This window comes from Rhodanobacter sp. G1, from assembly GCF_055397855.1.
Genome location: NZ_AP039674.1, coordinates 2690885 through 2708652, shown reverse-complemented (window position 1 = coordinate 2708652; position 17768 = coordinate 2690885). Strand labels below are relative to the sequence as shown.

At 67.7% G+C, this 17768-nt stretch carries 18 protein-coding genes; 8 read left to right on the top strand and 10 right to left on the bottom strand.

The window, feature by feature from the left end:
* Positions 1 to 7 precede the first annotated feature (7 nt).
* The 3 genes from ACZ5Z2_RS12135 to ACZ5Z2_RS12125 form a co-directional block, all read right to left on the bottom strand.
* Entirely contained in the window at positions 8 to 250 is a 243-nt protein-coding gene (locus tag ACZ5Z2_RS12135) for a helix-turn-helix transcriptional regulator (protein ID WP_464758846.1), read from the bottom strand.
* Positions 240 to 674, bottom strand: coding sequence for a hypothetical protein (locus ACZ5Z2_RS12130; RefSeq protein ID WP_464758845.1), 435 nt, complete (start codon positions 672 to 674; stop codon positions 240 to 242). The genes ACZ5Z2_RS12135 and ACZ5Z2_RS12130 overlap by 11 nt, the downstream gene beginning before the upstream one ends.
* Before the next feature lie 119 nt (positions 675 to 793).
* The gene (locus tag ACZ5Z2_RS12125) at positions 794 to 1318 is read right to left on the bottom strand and encodes a DUF4405 domain-containing protein (protein ID WP_464758844.1); all 525 of its coding nucleotides are present in this window, start codon (positions 1316 to 1318) and stop codon (positions 794 to 796) included.
* Between the two features lie 165 nt (positions 1319 to 1483).
* Here ACZ5Z2_RS12125 and ACZ5Z2_RS12120 point away from each other — a divergent pair, with 165 nt between their 5' ends.
* Positions 1484 to 1846: a YciI family protein gene (locus ACZ5Z2_RS12120; protein ID WP_464758843.1), complete on the top strand. Its 363-nt coding sequence runs from the start codon at positions 1484 to 1486 to the stop codon at positions 1844 to 1846.
* A 9-nt stretch (positions 1847 to 1855) separates the two neighbouring features.
* Here the strand turns inward: ACZ5Z2_RS12120 and ACZ5Z2_RS12115 are convergent, their stop codons facing one another.
* From ACZ5Z2_RS12115 to ACZ5Z2_RS12105, 3 genes are read right to left on the bottom strand one after another with little or no spacing between them, the layout of a single operon-like run.
* The gene (locus ACZ5Z2_RS12115) at positions 1856 to 3070 is read right to left on the bottom strand and encodes an MFS transporter (RefSeq protein WP_464758842.1); all 1215 of its coding nucleotides are present in this window, start codon (positions 3068 to 3070) and stop codon (positions 1856 to 1858) included.
* A gap of 8 nt (positions 3071 to 3078) precedes the next feature.
* Positions 3079 to 3642 (bottom strand): isochorismatase family protein, encoded by a 564-nt coding sequence (locus ACZ5Z2_RS12110; protein WP_464758841.1) that lies wholly within the window; start codon positions 3640 to 3642, stop codon positions 3079 to 3081.
* 34 nt (positions 3643 to 3676) lie between these two features.
* On the bottom strand, positions 3677 to 4129 hold the full coding sequence (locus ACZ5Z2_RS12105; RefSeq protein WP_464758840.1) for a MarR family winged helix-turn-helix transcriptional regulator: 453 nt from the start codon (positions 4127 to 4129) through the stop codon (positions 3677 to 3679).
* A 178-nt stretch (positions 4130 to 4307) separates the two neighbouring features.
* Here ACZ5Z2_RS12105 and ACZ5Z2_RS12100 point away from each other — a divergent pair, with 178 nt between their 5' ends.
* The 4 genes from ACZ5Z2_RS12100 (at position 4308) to ACZ5Z2_RS12085 (ending at position 7186) form a co-directional block, all read left to right on the top strand.
* Positions 4308 to 5261, top strand: a complete 954-nt coding sequence (locus ACZ5Z2_RS12100) for an ABC transporter ATP-binding protein (protein ID WP_464758839.1) — start codon at positions 4308 to 4310, stop codon at positions 5259 to 5261.
* Positions 5258 to 6019, top strand: coding sequence for an ABC transporter permease (locus ACZ5Z2_RS12095; protein ID WP_464758838.1), 762 nt, complete (start codon positions 5258 to 5260; stop codon positions 6017 to 6019). Before ACZ5Z2_RS12100 ends, ACZ5Z2_RS12095 begins: the two co-directional genes overlap by 4 nt.
* A 94-nt stretch (positions 6020 to 6113) precedes the next feature.
* Positions 6114 to 6953, top strand: a complete 840-nt coding sequence (locus ACZ5Z2_RS12090) for a DUF3014 domain-containing protein (protein ID WP_464758837.1) — start codon at positions 6114 to 6116, stop codon at positions 6951 to 6953.
* Entirely contained in the window at positions 6950 to 7186 is a 237-nt protein-coding gene (locus ACZ5Z2_RS12085; RefSeq protein WP_464758836.1) for a hypothetical protein, read from the top strand. The genes ACZ5Z2_RS12090 and ACZ5Z2_RS12085 overlap by 4 nt, the downstream gene beginning before the upstream one ends.
* A 108-nt stretch (positions 7187 to 7294) precedes the next feature.
* On the opposite strand, the gene ACZ5Z2_RS12080 is transcribed toward ACZ5Z2_RS12085, so the two are convergent.
* Complete coding sequence (locus ACZ5Z2_RS12080) at positions 7295 to 8722, bottom strand: hypothetical protein (RefSeq protein ID WP_464758835.1); 1428 nt, start codon at positions 8720 to 8722, stop codon at positions 7295 to 7297.
* Positions 8723 to 8930: 208 nt separating this feature from the next.
* Between ACZ5Z2_RS12080 and ACZ5Z2_RS12075 the strand changes: the two genes are divergently transcribed.
* Positions 8931 to 9653, top strand: coding sequence for a class I SAM-dependent methyltransferase (locus tag ACZ5Z2_RS12075; protein WP_464761702.1), 723 nt, complete (start codon positions 8931 to 8933; stop codon positions 9651 to 9653).
* A 191-nt stretch (positions 9654 to 9844) separates the two neighbouring features.
* A complete protein-coding gene (locus tag ACZ5Z2_RS12070; RefSeq protein ID WP_464758834.1) occupies positions 9845 to 11404 on the top strand; it encodes a protein adenylyltransferase SelO in 1560 nt (519 codons plus the stop codon).
* A gap of 54 nt (positions 11405 to 11458) precedes the next feature.
* Here ACZ5Z2_RS12070 and ACZ5Z2_RS12065 read toward each other — a convergent pair whose 3' ends face one another.
* The 3 genes from ACZ5Z2_RS12065 to ACZ5Z2_RS12055 form a co-directional block, all read right to left on the bottom strand.
* Entirely contained in the window at positions 11459 to 12166 is a 708-nt protein-coding gene (locus tag ACZ5Z2_RS12065; protein ID WP_464758833.1) for a class I SAM-dependent methyltransferase, read from the bottom strand.
* Between the two features lie 174 nt (positions 12167 to 12340).
* Positions 12341 to 15877, bottom strand: a complete 3537-nt coding sequence (gene mfd / locus ACZ5Z2_RS12060; protein WP_464758832.1) for a transcription-repair coupling factor — start codon at positions 15875 to 15877, stop codon at positions 12341 to 12343.
* Positions 15878 to 15968: 91 nt separating this feature from the next.
* Positions 15969 to 17231 carry an alkaline phosphatase family protein gene (locus ACZ5Z2_RS12055; protein WP_464758831.1) on the bottom strand — a complete coding sequence of 421 codons (1263 nt, stop codon included), beginning with the start codon at positions 17229 to 17231 and terminating at the stop codon, positions 15969 to 15971.
* Positions 17232 to 17279: 48 nt separating this feature from the next.
* On the opposite strand from ACZ5Z2_RS12055, the gene ACZ5Z2_RS12050 reads away from it, so the two are divergent.
* Complete coding sequence (locus ACZ5Z2_RS12050) at positions 17280 to 17624, top strand: hypothetical protein (RefSeq protein ID WP_464758830.1); 345 nt, start codon at positions 17280 to 17282, stop codon at positions 17622 to 17624.
* Positions 17625 to 17768: the final 144 nt, after the last annotated feature.

The window sequence follows — 17768 nt, the reverse complement described above, 5'->3', positions numbered from 1 at the left end:
GCGTCGCCTACGTCGCGTCGTCGGCCTTCGCAATGCCGCCCGGACTCCAGTGGAACACCTCGTCCAGCCGCTTGCCGAACACGTCGGCGATACGGAAGGCCACTTCCAGCGAGGGCGAATAGCGCCCTTGCTCGATCGCGGCGATGGTCTGGCGCGTGAGGCCCACGCGCTTGCCCAGTTCGGCCTGCGTCATGTCCTGCGCGAGGAAGCGCAGCAGGCGCACTTCGTTGGTGAGCGCTTCAGTGGGCAAGGCGCGGCGTCCTGCGATGACGGTAGCCCATCGCGATCAACGCGTAGCGCACCGTCTCGGCCAGCACGATGGCGAACAGCGCGGCGTTGGTGATCTTCCAGCCGGCATCGCTGAAGGGCATCACCACGCCGACCACGATCATGCCGGTGAGCATCACGAAGTAGGCGATGCGGGTGGCGCGTCCGTCGATGGCGCGGTCGCGCTCGTCCAGCAGCAGCGGTTCGCCGCGCTCCTGCCACTTCATCACCAGCAGGCCGGTCACGTAGGCGACGGCATGCACGCTGGCGACGACGGCGAGAAAGGCGATGCGCTCCAGGAACGTGGTCAGCCACATCGGGCATTCCGCCTGGATCAGGAAGTAGATGATATAGGGCGGACACTGGCTCCACAGGGCCAGCCAGGCGCGCTTTTCGAACGGTGACATGAGCTTCCCTTGGGGTTGATTATATTTCACTTTATGTTAGATATTTTTGACATCATGTCAAGAAAAAAGCCCCGGATGCGCTGCGGCCAGCGCGACCCGGGGCAGTGGGGAGAGGAGGCTCAGTTGTGTCCGGGCTTGTCCGCGCGCCGCGCCGGCAGCATGGCGTACAGCACATCATTGGCGTTGGCTTGCGAGGCGGTGGCGATGGCGGCCACCGTGTCGCTGGTGGCGCCGGCCTTGTAGCCCTTCCGCTGCAGGTGCTGCAGCAGTTCGTCCGGCGTGGTGCGCAGCACCGGCGCCAGATCCGCCAGGCTGGCCTGGGTCATCAGGGTCACCGTCTGGAAGGCGGGATTCATGGGGCGGCCCTTGCCGGCGGTCAGCGCGAACGGCACCGCCGCCGCCAGCGACAGCAGCAACGGGATCAGCAGGGTCTTGCGCTTGGCGTAGGCCAGCAGCGGCTTCCAGTTTTTCGCCAGATGCAGCGCGAACGGCGCCAGCAGCGCCATGCTCAGCCACTCGTGCATGGAGTGGAAGCTGCGCGGCGCCCAGTGGAAGAACAGCGCCACGCCCGAGACGGCGGAGACGGTGAACAGGCCGGCGGTGAGCGGCGTGCCGTAGCGGTGCATGAAGTCGTTGAAGCGCATTCCGGCGGATCGTCCTGGGAAAGTCTGAATAATGATAGTTATTCTCATTTGAGGCAAGCCATTGAGGCAAGTCTCCTGGGTGCGTGTCGATCCCTGGCCGCAATGTTCGTCGTACCTGTGAACGCCGCTTTCGTGCGGCGTCGAACCCCACATGGAGACGACGAGATGCGATTCCTTTCGATGGTGCGGATCAACGAACGCGCCGGCCAGCAGCCCAGCGCGCAGTTGATGGAGGACATGGGCAAGCTGATGGCCGAGTTGAGCGCGGCCGGCTCGCTGCTGGATACCGCCGGCCTGCAGCCCACGGCCGAGGGCAAGCGCGTGCGCCTGTCGCGTGGCCGGCAAACGGTGGTTGACGGCCCCTTCACCGAAACGAAGGAGGTGGTGGCCGGCTACGCCATGCTGCAGGCCGCCTCGATGGACGAGGCGCTGGAAATCACCCGCCGCTTCCTCGCCGTGCACGGCGACGAATGGGATATCGAATGCGAGGTGCGGCAGGTGATGGAGCACTGCCCCGAGGTGGCGTGAGCCGAGGTTTCAAACCTCCGCCGCCACCGGCCGCAACCGCAGGCCCGCCATGTGGCGCAGCGCCACCGCCATCGCGGCCAGCCCCGAGGCGGCGCCCACGCCCAGCGCCCAGCGCGGGCCGAAGTGGTCGGCGATCCAGCCGACGATGGGCGCGCCGAGCGGCGTGCCGCCCATCGCCACGGCGATGCGCAGCGCCATCACGCGGCCGCGCATCGCCGGTTCCGTGGTGAGCTGCATCAGGCTGTTGGTGCCGGTGAGGAACACCAGCGCGGCGAGGCCGGTCAGCACCAGGGCGGCGGCGAACAGCGCTTCGTCCGGCGCCAGCGCCGCCAGCGCGCAGCCAATGCCGAACACGGCGGAAGCCGTGCACAGCACCGCCATGCCCGGCTGGCTGCGGTATGCGGAATACAGCGCGCCGCCCACCGAGCCGACGGCGAACGCCGAGGTGAGCAGGCCGTATTGCCCCGCGCCGCCGTGGAAGGCGGTGAGCGCCATGGTGGAGATGAAGATGGGGAAGTTGAGGCCGAACGTGCCGATCAGGAACAGCATCACCAGCACGGCCATCAGGTCGGGTCGCCGCCACACGTAGCGGAAACCCTCGGCGATGCCGCCGGCCTTGCGCGATCCGCGCACGGCGCCGTGCAGCTGATCCACGCGCAGCAGCATCAGCGAGGCCAGCACGCCCGCGAACGAGGCGGCGTTGATCAAGAACACCCAGCCGCAGCCCACGGCGGCGATCAGCAGGCCGGCCACCGCCGGGCCGATCATGCGCGCGGCGTTGAACGAGGTGGAATTGAGCGCCACTGCGTTGGCCAGGTGTTCGTCGCCCACCAGGTCGTTGACGAACACCTGCCGCACCGGCGCATCGAATGCGGAGACGCAGCCAAGCAGGAAAGCGAACACGTACACCTGCCACAAGGTGACCACGCCCGCGACCGTCACCAGCCCCAGGCCCAGCGCCAGCAGGCCCAGCGCCGCCTGCGTGGCGATCAGCAGCTTGCGACGGTCGAGGCGGTCGGCGGCGTAGCCGCTCCACGGCAACAGCAGCAGCTGCGGGCCGAACTGCAGCGCCATCACCACGCCCACCGCGCTGGCGTTGTGGCGGGTGAGGATGGCGAGCACCAGCCAGTCCTGCGCCACCCGCTGCATCCACGTGCCGACGTTGGACACCAGCGCGCCGCCGGCCCATACGCGGTAGTTCCGGATGCGCAGCGAGCCGAACATGCGGGGTTTCAGCCGTGGGCGCGCGCGAGCAGGCCGACGACCTCGGCCGTGCTGCCGGTTTCGCCCAGCCGCGGGAAGATGCGCGCCACGCTGTTCTCGTGCGCGTCGGCGTTCATGTCGGTCATCGCGTCGGTGGCGAGGGCGACGTTGTAGCCCAGCTCGTAAGCCTGCCGCGCGGTGGATTCGACGCCGATGCTGGTGGCCACGCCGACGATCACCACCTGGGTCACGCCGAGCCCTTGCAGGTGTTCGTGCAGGTCGGTGTGCATGAACGCGCCCCAGGTGCGCTTGGTGACCCGGTGGTCGCTTGCCTGCGCCTCCAGCTCGGGCACCAGTTCGGCCCAGTCCGGCGGCAGGTCGCCCATCCGCTTCGGCTGCTCGCTGCGGCCCGGCGCGCCGCCGGCCACGTTCACCAGCACCACCGGCGCGCCGTGCCGGCGGAACGCCCGCGTGATTTCCACCACGCGGTCGATCACGCCGGCCATGGGGTGGGCGCAGGGCAGCTGTACGATGCCTTTCTGGATGTCGATGACGATCAGGGCGGTCTTGGGGTCGAGCGTGGTCAGTGCCATGGAAAAGCCTTGGTGCGTGGAAGGAGGGAGCGGTTCAATCGCCGGCCAGCCGCTTCAGCAGTTCGACGCCGCGCGCCAGGGTGTCCTGTTCGCTGGCGTTGAAGCGCTCGCGGATGGCGTGGAACAGCCAGTCCTCGCGCGCCGCGCGGATGGTGCGGATCTTTTCGCGCGCGAGCCTGGACGGCGAAAGCAGGGTGCGCCGCCCGTCGTCGGGATCCGGCGCGCTTTCGACCAGCGCCAGCACCTGCATGGCGGCAACCGTGGCGCCCATCGACTGCGGCCTGACGTTCTCGGCGCGTGCCAGCTCGCTGACCGTGGCCGAACCGTGGCGATCCAGGTGGATGAGCACCGCGATCTGCGACAGCGTGAGCCCCTCGATGCCGACCTTCTCGCGCAGCTGGCGCTTCAGCTTGCCGATCAGGCCGCGCAGTTCGCGTGCCGTGGCCTGCGCCTGGGCGACGCGTGGATCGGGACGGGTGGCTTTCATGGCGGCGCATGCTACGACAAGTGCAGTTAAACTGCAAAGGTAAACTTCATATCTTGGCGGGTGAGCCGGGCGGCATGCGCAGACGCATCCGGACTGGGTCGTTGATTTCAGAACTTATTGGTTTAGTATTCCGGGTCTTGGCTGCCGCCCGGTGGCCGGCGGAGCGCGGGAGGCAGGCATGAATGCGGTGGCTCAAACGTCGGGCGACGACATCCTCGTGGTGCGCGGACTGGACAAGGTCTATCCCGGTGGCTTCCAGGCGCTGAAACCGATCGACCTCGCGATCCGCCGCGGCGAGATCTTCGCGCTGCTCGGCCCCAACGGCGCGGGCAAGACCACGCTGATCAGCATCATCTGCGGCATCGTCAACCTCGGCGCTGGCAGCATCACGGTGGACGGCCACGACGTGGTGCGCGACTGGCGTGCCACCCGCTCGCTGATCGGCCTGGTGCCGCAGGAGCTGAAGACCGACGCGTTCGAGACGGTGTGGAACACGGTGCGCTTCAGCCGCGGCCTGTTCGGCAAGGCGCCGGACGACGCCTACATCGAGCGGCTGCTGAAGGAGCTGTCGCTGTGGGACAAGCGCGACAGCAAGATGCTGATGCTCTCCGGCGGCATGAAGCGGCGCGTGATGATCGCCAAGGCGCTGTCGCACGAACCGCGGCTGCTGTTCCTCGACGAGCCCACCGCCGGCGTGGACGTGGAACTGCGCCGCGACATGTGGGCGATGGTGCGGCGGCTGCGCGAGAGCGGCGTCACCGTCGTGCTCACCACGCACTACATCGAGGAGGCCGAGGAGATGGCCGACCGCGTGGGCGTGATCAACAAGGGCGAGCTGATCGTGGTGGAGGAGAAGGCTGCGCTGATGCACAAGCTCGGCCGCAAGCAACTGCGCCTGCAGTTGCATGACCCGCTGGACGCGGTGCCCGATGCGCTCGCCCTCCATCACCTGGAACTGGCGGCCGGCGGCAACGAGCTGGTCTACAACTACGACACGCAGGGCGAACGCACCGGCATCACCGCGCTGCTGGCCGACCTGGCTGCGGCCGGCATCCGCTTCCGCGACCTCAGCACGCGGCAGGACACGCTGGAGCAGATCTTCCTGCAACTGGTCAAGGAGAATGCCGCATGAACTGGTATGGCATCCGCGCGATCTACCGCTTCGAGATGGCGCGCACCGGGCGCACCCTGATGCAGAGCGTCGCCTCGCCGGTGGTGTCCACCTCGCTGTACTTCGTGGTGTTCGGCTCGGCGATCGGCTCGCGCATCACCAGCGTGGACGGGGTCAGCTACGCGGCCTTCATCATCCCTGGCCTGGTGATGCTGTCGCTGCTGATGCAGAGCGTGTCCAACGCTTCCTTCGGCATCTACTTCCCGAAGTTCGTGGGCACCATCTACGAGGTGCACTCCGCGCCGCTGTCGTTCCTGGAGATCGTGCTGGGCTACGTGGGCGCGGCGGCCACCAAGGCGGTCATCGTGGGGTTGATCATCCTCGCCACGGCACGCTGCTTCGTGGACTACTCCATCGCGCATCCGCTGGTGATGGTGGCCTTCCTGCTGCTCACCACGGTCACCTTCAGCCTGCTCGGCTTCATCATCGGCATCTGGGCGGACAACTTCGAGAAGCTGCAGGTGGTGCCGCTGATGGTGATCACCCCGCTGACCTTCCTCGGCGGCAGCTTCTACTCCATCCACATGCTGCCGCCGTTCTGGCAGAAGGTGACGCTGTTCAACCCGGTGGTGTACCTGATCTCGGGCTTCCGCTGGAGTTTCTACGGCCTGGCCGACGTAGGCGTGGGCATCAGCCTTGCCGCCACGCTGGGTTTCCTGGTGCTGTGCCTGGCGGCGGTGTGGTGGATCTTCAGAACCGGTTACCGGCTGAAAGTGTAAGAGTCTGTCCGGTGTCCCACGTGGCCCGTGCACTGAACGATCCGTCCATGCGCGAGTCGAACTTTCATCGGGACGGTGGACGTGGAGGTGGATCGTGACGTACCGGCGCAAATCGGGCAGTACAGGCATGACGGTGGCGGTGATTGCGGTGGTGGTCATCGCCGCGGTGGCCGGCTATATGGGCTGGCGTGCCACCCAGCCGAACGGAGGCGCCGCCGGGCCGGCGCCGGCATCGACCGCCGCAACGAGCGCGCCGGCGCCGGCGCCGGCACCGGCGGCCAGCATCCAGCACCCGATCGCGCAGGCCTCGGTGCCGGCGCCTGCATCCACCGCGCCGCTGCCCGCGCTGGACGACAGCGACGCCAGCGTGAGCTCGGCGCTGTATGCGCTGGGCGGCGAGGGGTTGAAGGGATTGTTGTTGCCGCAGCAGGTCGTGGGGCGCATCGTGGCTACTGTCGATGCGTTGCCGCGGCATGTGCTGGGCAGCAGCTCCATCCTGCCGTTGCGCACTCCGCGCGGCGCGTTCCGCGCCGGCGAAACCCAGGGCATCCTCACCGCCGATGCGCGCAACGCCGAGCGTTATGCGCCATACATGGCCATCGTGCAGCACGCCGATCCGCAGGCGCTGGTGGCATGGTACGTGCGCAGTTATCCGCTGTTCCAGCAGGCGTACCGCGAACTGGGCTACCCCAAGGGCTATTTCAACGACCGCCTGATCGCCGCCATCGACGACATGCTGGCCGCGCCTTCGCCGGCGCAGCCGCCCGCATTGCAGCTTGAGAACGGACGCTACAGCTACGTCGATCCTGCGCTGGAATCGCTGTCGGTGGGGCAGAAGCTGCTACTGCGGCTGGGGCCGGCCAACGAGGCCGAACTCAAGGCGAAGCTGCGCACGATCCGCGGCCTGCTGACGGCGCGGCCGCCGTCGCATTGATCGACCTTGCGCGGCTTCAGTCGACGGCGCAGGGCATCGCGCGCCGCGCTTCCTCGTCGGCGCGGCGCGAATGCGTTTCCGAACACCACGACACCAGCGGGCGCAGCGCCACCGGCGCGCATGGCGGCATTGGCAACGCGGACGGTTTTTTCCCGGCAAGCATCCCTGCGACCCTGTGTGCCGTGCGTTCCACTGCGCGGCGGGTCAGCAGCATGTGCTACGACAAGACATGATCTGTAACTTTCTCAGTATTGTTGGCGTTGTACGGTGGTAGCGTGCTTTCGCGGGTGGTGGAGTTGGTGTTGTCGTAGGGCTTGACCGGCATGATGCGGGGTGGGTCGTCATGCGTGGTTTCCTTTCGACGTGGATTCGGAGGGCGTAGGAAAGTCGGACGAAGACGCGTGCACGTCGTGTTGGTCGTCCTTGCCCTTGGCCGGCACGTCGATTGGCTGTTCGTAGAGTTGAGTGCCGTCCTCAGCACTGAAACGCAAGCGGTATTTACCGGGGCGCAGGTACAGGTCGCTGATGGGCGCTCCCTGTTCAGTTGTGGTCACGCGAATAGGAGAGGCGCTGGCCAACGAAGCCTGGTCGAGCATTAAACGGTCAGCTGGTATCGCGTCGTTATCCTCGTCGGCATAACGCGCCTCGACCAGACAGGGGTAGTGCCGCTGACAGCGTGAACCATCCACGAGCCACGGCCGGCGCAAGCCACCCAGCGTCAGCCAGTCGGGACGGCCGTGTACAAGGCGGGCAGGCGGGAAGAACACGCTGACATCATAGCCTGGCTGCAGTGACCAGGGCTTGCCCTGAGTGTCGGCGAACACAATGGGTGCAGCGGGATGCAACTGCCGCATCACCGCGTCGTAGATGGGATGGTTGTCCTGGGCGAAGGCGTGCGGGTAGAGCATGGTCTGTTCAACCGAAAGCATTGGCAGCTCCGTGAGCTGGTACAGGTGCTCAGCCATCGATGAGCCGCCCAGAAAGCCGCCGGTCTTCACGATGTGCGCGTAGCCAGCGTCCACCACCAGACGTGCCTTGGGGTCGCGCTTGAACACCGCTTCGTACAGGTTTCGCGCCTGCTCGGCCTCACGTGCGTTACCAGTAGCATCGGAGAGCGCTTCGTAGGCCACTACCTTGAAACCTAGCTTCAGTGCGGTGCGTACCATTTCCGCGCACACTGGCTCTTCGGTGTAGAAGCCGCTTTTGTCCACGGGATAGCCGCGCTTGGCCAAGCCAGTGTCTGTCTGGTAGAGCGTTTCGGCGGCGAAGTAGTTGAAGCCTTCCGCGCGCAGCCGTGCGAGCAACTGCACGGTAAGGCTACGGGTGAGTGCGACATTGTGCGCTTCGTTCAAAAGCACGATACGGTAGGGTTTAGCCAGATCGGGGATCGCCATCAGCGCGGGGCGTGCTGTTTCGTTGGGCAGTTCTAGCGGCGAGAGGGCGTCATTCGCCGCAGGTGCCTGCCTGATCGAGAAACTGGCGTCGGCGTCCGGATAGTCGCCGATGAAACTTTGGTACCAGCTGAGGTATTGACCGAAGATTAGGCGGAAGGCCGGCGTGTTGTCCTGAACGTAAGCGTCGCGCATCGCCAAGTACTGCGCCAAAAGGCCCTTGCGGGTGTTGGCGTGGGCCATGATCTTCTCGGACTTATTCGATGCAGCGATCTGCAGCGCCTGCCATTGGGCCGCAGTCTGCGCGTGGGCAGCAGGTGCACTGCCTGCCAGCAGGATGGCGACGATCAGAACGATGGGGGAACAGCGCACGGACATCTGCAACCTCCGCATGGGTTTGCCACGTCACCGACGTTTTACCAGCCGTGCCTTGTCCTGTCGTGTGCGGCATGGCGGCATGGGCCATCAGTCATGCTTGTGCGACGGTTGCGGCGGCGCGTGCGGGTGCACAATCTGGGCTTCCATATCGAGATGGGGGTGCGCCATGTATCCGTCCACGCTTGCTGTCCTTTTGCTGTGCCTGCCCATGGCCACGCCGCTCGCCGCCGCAGAGGTACCCGCTCCGCCAGCCTATGTCGTCGCCGCGATCAACGATCCCGCACGTGCCGCCGACCGCCACGACGACGCCCGCCGCCAGCTGGCGGCGGTGATGACGTTTGCCGGGGTGAAGCCGGGCCAGAAGGTGGTGGAACTCGATCCCGGCAGCGGTTATTGGACGCGCGTGTTCAGCGCCATCGTGGGGCCGACGGGCCGCGTCTACACCGTATGGCCGGACGAGATGGCGAAGTATTCGGCCGAGAGTTTCGCGAACTGGCAGAAGCTGGTGGCCACCGCGCACTACGGCAACGTGAGCCTGCTCAAGCAGCCTGCCGCGCAGTTCGACGTGCCGCCCGGGATCGACCTGGTGTTCACCTCGCAGAACTACCACGACTACCACGATGCCTTCATGGGCCCGGTGGACATGGCGAAGTTCGACAAGCGGGTGTACGACACGCTCAAGCCCGGCGGCGTGTTCGTGGTGATCGACCACGTGGCGCCGGCCGGCTCCGGCCTGGCCGACACCGACACCTTGCATCGCATCGATCCGGCGGTGGTGAAGAAGGAAGTGGAGGCCGCCGGCTTCGTGTTCGACGGCGAGAGCGACGCGTTGCGCAACCCGGCCGATCCGCACACGGTCAAGGTGTTCGACAAGTCGATACGCGGCCACACGGATCAGTTCATCTACCGTTTCCGCAAGCCCGCCAGGTAGCCGGCTGCCGACGGCAGCCGGCGGGCCATGGATGGCCCGCACGCAGCCAATCACAAGGTGATTGGCTGGCGGAGCCAAGTCCGGCCATGGGCCGGACTTGGTGAGTCTTGAAAGTGCAGGACTGCACTTTCAAGACATCAAGGACATGCTCCGCTCTGGGGGCGGCGCATGCAGCGAGCTACCATCGACGCATGTCCCCGCTGCACTTCGACAACGCCTTCCTCCGCGAACTCCCAGGCGATCCCTCCGATGCGCCCGGCCCGCGCGAAGTGCCTGGCGCCTGCTATTCGCGGGTCATGCCCACGCCCGTGGCCGCACCGCGGTTGCTGGCCCATTCGGCGGAAATGGCCGAGACACTGGGCTTCGGTGCGGAGGAACTCGCCAGCGACGCCTTCGCGCAGGTCTTCGGCGGCAACGCCCTGCTGCCCGGCATGCAGCCTTGGGCGGCGAATTATGGCGGCCACCAGTTCGGCGTGTGGGCGGGGCAGCTCGGCGACGGTCGCGCGATCTCGCTGGGCGAGGCGGTCACGGACGGCGGCGAACGCTGGGAACTGCAGCTCAAGGGCGCCGGCCCCACGCCGTACTCGCGCGGCGCGGACGGATGCGCGGTGCTGCGTTCCTCGATCCGCGAATTCCTGTGCAGCGAGGCGATGCACCACCTCGGCATCCCCACCACGCGCGCGCTGTGCCTGGTCGGCACCGGCGAGGGCGTGGTGCGCGACCTGCTCTACGACGGCCACCCGCGCGCGGAGCCCGGCGCCATCGTCTGCCGCGCGGCGTCCTCCTTCATCCGCTTCGGCAGCTTCGAGCTGCCTGCGTCGCGCGGCGACACGGTGCTGCTGCGGCAACTGGCGGACTTCGCCATCCGCCGCGATTTTCCCCATCTGGCCGGGCAGGGCGAAAGCCTGTACGGCGACTGGTTCGGCGAAATCTGCGCGCGCACCGCACGGCTCATGGCCGAGTGGATGCGGGTGGGCTTCGTGCACGGCGTAATGAACACCGACAACCTGTCCATCCTGGGCCTCACGCTGGACTACGGCCCCTACGGCTGGATCGACGACTACGATCCGGACTGGACGCCGAACACCACCGACGCGCACCGTCGCCGTTACCGCTATGGCCAGCAGCCGAACGTGGCGTGGTGGAACCTCTCCCGGCTTGCGCAGGCCTTGGCACCGCTGTTCGGCGACATCGCGCCGCTGCAGGCGGGGCTTGACCGCTACGTCGCCGTCTACGCCGAGGCGGATCGCGCCAGCATCGCCGCCAAGCTCGGCCTGGCCGCATGCCGCGACGGGGACGTGGAGCTGATGCGGTCGCTGCAGTCCCTGTTGCAGCAGGCCGAAGTGGACATGACGCTGTGGTTCCGCAGCCTTGTCGACTTCGATCCGCGGCATCCGTCGCTGCAGCCGTTGCACGAGGCGTTCTACGACGAGGCGAAGCGGCACGCGAACGAGCCGGCCTTCGTGGACTGGCTGGCGCGCTACGCCGCCCGCCTCGCCGACGATCCGTTGCCGGCCGCGCAGCGCCGTGCCCGCATGCGTGCCGCCAATCCGCGCTACGTGCTGCGCAACTACCTCGCGCAACAGGCGATCGAGCGCGCGGAGCAGGGCGATTGCGGCGGTATCCACGAACTGCTCGACGTGCTGCGCCATCCGTGCGACGAGCAGGCTGGCCGCGAGGCCTTCGCGCGCAAGCGGCCCGACTGGGCGCGGCACAAGCCCGGCTGCTCGATGCTTTCCTGCAGCTCCTGAGCGGGTGCTTGTCCGCCATCTCCGCGTGGTCTCGTGGAGACAGTGAACAGGCTCTCAGGATTTGCGCCCGCGCACGATCCACACCCACGGAAACATCAGGAACAGCGGCCACGAGCGCTGCACGGCCAGCCCGGCTGCGCGCAGGGTTTCCGCGTAGTGCGCCGTATGGCGGAAGTCGAGCAGGGCGAGCTGGCCGCCGGGCCTGAGCACGCGGGCGATTTCGCGCACGGCCTGCTCGCGGTCGGTTTCGGTGGGCAGGTTGTGGATGGCGAGGCTGGAGACGACCGCGTCGAAGCTGGCGTCAGGATAGGGCAGCCGGCGCATGTCGCCGGTATCGATCTGCACGCGTTCGCGCAGGCCGGCCAGTTCGGCGTTGCGCGCGGTGGCCTCGGCGGCGTTGCCGCTCTGGTCGCGCGTGCTCCACAGATCCAGCCCGGTGACGCGGCCGCGCGGCAGGTGGCCGGCGGTTTCCAGCAACAGCATGCCGCGCCCGCAACCCACGTCCAGCGCCTGTTCGTCGCCGCGCAAGGCCAGCGAATCGATCATCCGCCGCAGCAGGATGCGCTTGCCGTACAGGCTGCTCAGCGTCATCAGCAGCGCCTCGGCCGCCATCACCGCGCCGGTCAGGATCAGCGTCCCCGCCAGCGAGGGCGACAGGAAGCCGGAGCCGGCGAAGCCGAGCGCGAGCAGCAGCGGCCAGCCGATGGCGAAGCCGAGCACCAGCGTGGGCGCGTCGATGCCGAACCGTGGTTTCCCCTGCATGGCCTGTTCTCGCGGCGAGATGTCGGCCATTCTTCGCCGGGCGCGGCAGCCGCGCCATTGACAGCTGTCATGCGTAGGGCGGGAAGCGAGACAACAGGAGCGAGGAGCAGGAGCAGGCGTGAAGCTCTTCGGCTTCCCTCTCGCGGCTCACTCCTCTCCCTCGCTCCTCGATCTTCAGCCCGGTCGCCGCGCGCCCAGCAGCACCAGCACTTCCTGTGCACTGCGGATGCGCTCGCTGGCGCCGGGCAGGTCGAGGGTGATGCGCAGCTTGTCCTGGCCGTCCAGCTTGTACACGCGCGGCAGCTTCTGGATCAGCCGGATGATCGCCATCGGATCGACCTCGGGCTTGTCGCGGAACACGATGCGGCCGCCGTTGGGGCCGAAGTCGAGCTTGCGGATGCCCAGCGGCGTGGCCATCAGCTTGAGGCCGGACAGCGCGAACAGGGTCTTGGTGGGCTCGGGCAGCAGGCCGAAGCGGTCGATCATCTCCACCTGCAGGTCGCGCAGCGCGTCTTCGTTGCGCGCGCTGGCGATGCGCTTGTACAGCGTCAGGCGCGTGTGCACGTCGGACAGGTAGTCGTCGGGGATCAGCGCGGGCAGGTGCAGCTCGACCTCGGTCTCGTGCTCGGAACTGAGGTCGAAGTCGGGCACCTTGCCGCTCTTCAGCGCGCGCACGGCGCGGTCGAGCAGCTCGGTGTAGAGGCCGAAGCCGATCTCCTGGATCTGGCCGGACTGCTCGTCGCCCAGCAGCTCGCCCGCGCCGCGGATCTCCAGGTCGTGCGTGGCGAGCGTGAAGCCGGCGCCAAGTTCCTCCAGCGAGGCCAGTGCCTCCAGGCGCTTTTCCGCGTCGGCGGTGATCGACTTGCGGTCGGGCACGATCAGGTAGGCGTAGGCGCGATGGTGCGAGCGGCCCACGCGGCCGCGCAACTGGTGCAGCTGCGCCAGGCCGAAGCGGTCGGCGCGGTCGATGATGATGGTGTTGGCCGTCGGGATGTCGATGCCGGTCTCGATAATGGTGGTGCACACCAGCACGTTGAAGCGCTGGCGGTGGAAGTCCGCCATCACCCGTTCCAGCTCGCGCTCGGCCATCTGGCCGTGGGCCACGCCGATGCGCGCGTCGGGGATCAGTTCCTCCAGCTCGCGCGCGGTGCGCTCGATGCTCTCCACTTCGTTGTGCAGGAAGTACACCTGGCCGCCGCGCTGCAGCTCGCGCTGGAACGCCTCGCGGATGGTGGCCGGATCCCATGCCGAGATGAAGGTGCGCACGGCCATGCGGTGCGCGGGCGGCGTGGTGATCAGCGAGAGGTCGCGCAGTCCGCTCATCGCCATGTTCAGCGTCCGCGGGATCGGCGTGGCGGTCATGGTGAGCAGGTCGACTTCCGCGCGCAGCTTCTTCAGCTGCTCCTTCTGGCGCACGCCGAAGCGCTGTTCCTCGTCCACGATGACCAGGCCGAGGTTCTTGAACTTGATGTCGGGCTGCAGCAGCTTGTGCGTGCCCACGATCACGTCGATCTGGCCGTCGGCCAGTCGCTTCAGCGCCTCGTTCACTTCCTTGGCGGACTTGAAGCGCGACAGCACGTCCACCTTCACCGGCCAGTCGGCGAACCTGTCGGCAAAGTTGCGGTAGTGCTGCTGGGCGAGCAGGGTGGTGGGCACCAGCACCGCTACCTGTTTGCCGGCGGTGGCGGCGGCGAAGGCGGCGCGCAGCGCCACCTCGGTCTTGCCGAAGCCCACGTCGCCGCAGATCACGCGATCCATCGCGCGCGGCGCGGCGAGGTCGCCGAGCACGGCGGCGATGGCCTGCTCCTGGTCGGGCGTTTCCTCGAACGGGAAGCTGGCGCCGAATTCCTCCACCAGCAGGCGGTCGATCGGCAACGACTCGCCGCCGCGCGCCTCGCGCTGCGCGTAGATCGCCAACAGTTCCGCCGCCACGTCGCGCACCTTTTCCGCGGCCTTCTTGCGCGCGCGCTCCCAGGCGTCGCCGCCCAGCGAATGCATCGGCGCCAGCTCCGGCGCGGTGCCGGAATAGCGGCTGACCAGGCCGAGCTGCGCCACCGGTACGTAGAGCTTGTCGCCCTTGGCGTACTCGATGACCAGGAACTCGCCTTCCATGCCGCCCAGTTCCATCGACAGCAGGCCCTGGTAGCGGCCCACGCCGTGATCCACGTGCACGATGGGCGAGCCGATGGAAAGCTCGGTGAGGTCGCGGATGATGGTGTCGGGATCGCGTGCCGCGCCGCGCCGCCTGCGCCGCTCGCTGCGCACGCGCTCGCCGAACAGCTCACGCTCGGTGAGCACGGTGAGCGCGGGCTGCCTGAGCGCGAAGCCTTGTTCCAGCGGAGCGATGGCGATGGCGAAGCGCGATGGCTCGTCATTCCGGCGCAGGCCGGAATCCAGCGGCGTCGTCGTGTGTTCGGGCGTTGCCGCAGCTGGATCCCGGCCTTCGCCGGGATGACGAGTGAGAAAGGCTTGCCAGCTTTCGACGTTCTCCGGCTTCAGCCCAGCGCTTGCCAGCGTCTCCAGCAGCGCTTCGCGCCGCCCCGCCGAATCCGCGGCCACCAGCACGCGGCCCGGATAGCTTTCGAGGAAATGCCTGAGCGACGTGCCCGGTTCCTCGCCCTTGCGGTTCAGCGGCAGCTCCGGCGCCGGTTGCGTGCCGGCGTCCATCGCGTGGGCGTGGCCGCTGTCCACCACCTCCACGCGCAGGCGCCTGTTCAACTGTTCGCGCAACTGCTCGGGCGAGAGATACAGCTCGGCCGGCGGCAGCACCGGGCGCTCGATGTCGTGGGCACGCTGGTCGTAGCGTTCGCCGGTCTGCGTCCAGAACACCTCGCTGGCCTCGCCCGCGCCTTCACCCAGCACGATGAGCGCGTCGTCGGCGAGGTACTCGAACAAGGTAGAGGTCTGCGGGAAGAACAGCGGCAGGTAGTACTCGATGCCGCCCGGCGTGACGCCTTCCTTCATGTCCTGGTAGAGCGGGCAGCGGCGCACGTCGATGGGGAAGCGCTCGCGGAGGGCGCCGCGGAAATCCCTGGCGGCCTGTTCGGTGAGCGGGAACTCGCGCGCGGGCAGCAGCTCCACCTTCTCCACCGGTTGCGCGGAACGTTGCGTCTCCGGGTCGAAGCTGCGGATCGATTCCACCTCGTCGTCGAACAGCTCGACGCGGTAGGGCTCGGCCGCGCCCATCGGATAGATGTCGATCAGCGCGCCGCGCACGGCGAAGTCGCCCGGCTCGGCCACCTGCGGCACGTTGCGGTAGCCGCTGGCTTCCAGCCGGCGCTGCTCGGTGGCCAGGTCGAACTTCTGCCCCTTCGCCACCACCAGGCCCGAGCCGGCGATGTGCGAGCGCGGCGCGATGCGCTGCATCAGCGTGGCCACCGGCACCACCAGCACGCCGCGCTTCACCGCCGGCAGGCGGTACAGCGTGGCGATGCGCTGCGAGACGATCTCCGGGTGCGGGCTGAACACGTCGTAGGGCAGGGTTTCCCAGTCCGGGAAATGCAGCACCGGCAGGTCGCCGGCGAAGATGCGCAGTTCGTCCTCCAGCGCCGAGGCGCGCTGGGTATCGCGCGTCACCGCCACCAGCAGGCCCGGATGTGCGCGCGCAGCTTCGGCCAGCAGCAGGGCGCGCGACGAGCCGTGCGGCGGCGTCCAGTAGCGGCGTTGCTTCGGCGACGTGGGGAGCGGGGGATGCGGAATCGGAGCGGACATGGGCACGCGGGCGCTGGGGGCGCGCATGGGGTGCCGCGCCGGGGAAGCGTTCAAGTGTAGCGCGTCGCTCCGCTCCGATCCCGCCCGCGCGTCAGCGCGCGTCGGGCTTGAGCATGCCCTTCACCGCGTCGTAGTCGCCGTCGTTGCGGTCAGCGGGGATGCCGAGCAGGTGGGTCATCAGCGGATAGACGTCCACGTTCGGGAATTCGGGGAAGCGCGCTCCCACCTGGAACGCCGGGCCGTGCGCGACGAACAGCGCGCGCATCAGCGGGTCGGCGTTGTCGTAGCCGTGCTCGCCGATGCTGATCCTGCCCTTGTGCTTGGCCAGGTAGTCGGCGGTGGTGATGCGCCAGCCGGTGTCGGCCACGCACACCAGTTGCGGCACGCGCGGGTTGCTGCCGTAGTGCAGGCGGGCGGGGATCCGCGTCTTGTCCCAGCAGCGCATGTGTTGCTGCGGCTGCTCCAGCCTGCGCTCGATGGCGGCGAAGTCGAAGCCCGGCTTCGGGTTGAAGCCGGCGACGATGCCGAGGCTGACGGTCTTCACCTCGTCCAGCGGCACCAGCTTTTCGATCAGCACGCTGTTGGGAAGCGGATTGCTGGCCATGCCGTGGTCGGCGAGCACGATGAGGTTGATCCGGTCGAACAGGCCGCGCTGCTTCAGCCCCGCCACCAGGCGCGCCAGCGCGGCGTCGGTGTCGCGCAGCGCCTGGTTCACCTCGGGCGAATCCGGGCCGTGGTCGTGGCCGGCGTGGTCGACTTCGTCGAAATACAGGGTGAGGAAGGTCGGGCGCTGCGCGGCGGGAAGATCCAGCCAGGCCAGCACCTGATCCACGCGCTGGTCGGGCGTCACCTTGCCGTCGTAGGGCAGCCAGTAGTCCGGATGCCTGCCGTGGATGTCGGCCTCGCTGCCGGGCCAGAACATGGTGGCGGTGCGCAGGCCGTGCGCGTCGGCGTCTTCCCAGATCGGCGTGCCGCCGGCCCACCAGCGGCCGTCGCCCACCGCCTTGCGGTTGCCCAGCGTGAACTTGCCCAGCGCCGGGTCGACCATGGTGTTGTTGACGATGCCGTGGTGGTCGGGGCGCAGGCCGGTGACGATGGTGTAGTGGTTGGGGAAGGTGAGCGAGGGGAACGAGGGCTGCATCGCGTCGGCATGCACGCCGCCTTGCGCCAGCATCGCCAGCGTGGGCGTGAGGCCGCGGTCGATGTAGTCCGCGCGGAACGCGTCGATGGAAACCAGCAGCAGCGGCGCCGGCCGGGTAGCGGCAGCGTGCGCGGGCGTGGCGGGCGGCTGCGTGGCGCAACCGGCGCTGAATGCGACCAGCGCAGCCAGCAGCAGGCGTGACAGTAATTTCATGTGGATGTCATACGATGCGGGTGTTCCCCCAATGATCGCCCAGAAGCCATGACAATCGCACGCATCCGCAGTGGATTTTGTTCGCTGGCCGTCCTGCTGGCGTTCGCCGGCGCCGCCTCGGCGCAGACCACGCCCGCGAACGCAAGCTTCCAGCAAACCGCGCAACGGCAGCACGTGAACGACCAGTTGCAGAAGAGCCAGCAGCAGTCGCAGCAGCGCCAGAACGTCTCGAACATGGCGCAGCAGCCGCTGGCGCAGGGCTCGGACGCGCGCCGTCAACAGGAGCAGGCCGACAGCGCGCAACAGCAGCGCGACAACGCGCAGCAGCAGGATACGGCCAGCCAGTACCGCGATGCTTCTACGCCGGCTGTTCCACAACAGGGCCATCCCTGAGAGCCTGTTAGCGACCTTCAATCCGTTGGTTTCTGTTTGTGGGAGTGGGGTTTTGCGTTATCGCTCGTCATTCCGGCGCAGGCCGGAATCCAGTGACCGTAAGGCTTGAACAAGCGTGATCGCTACTGGATCCCGGCCTGCGCC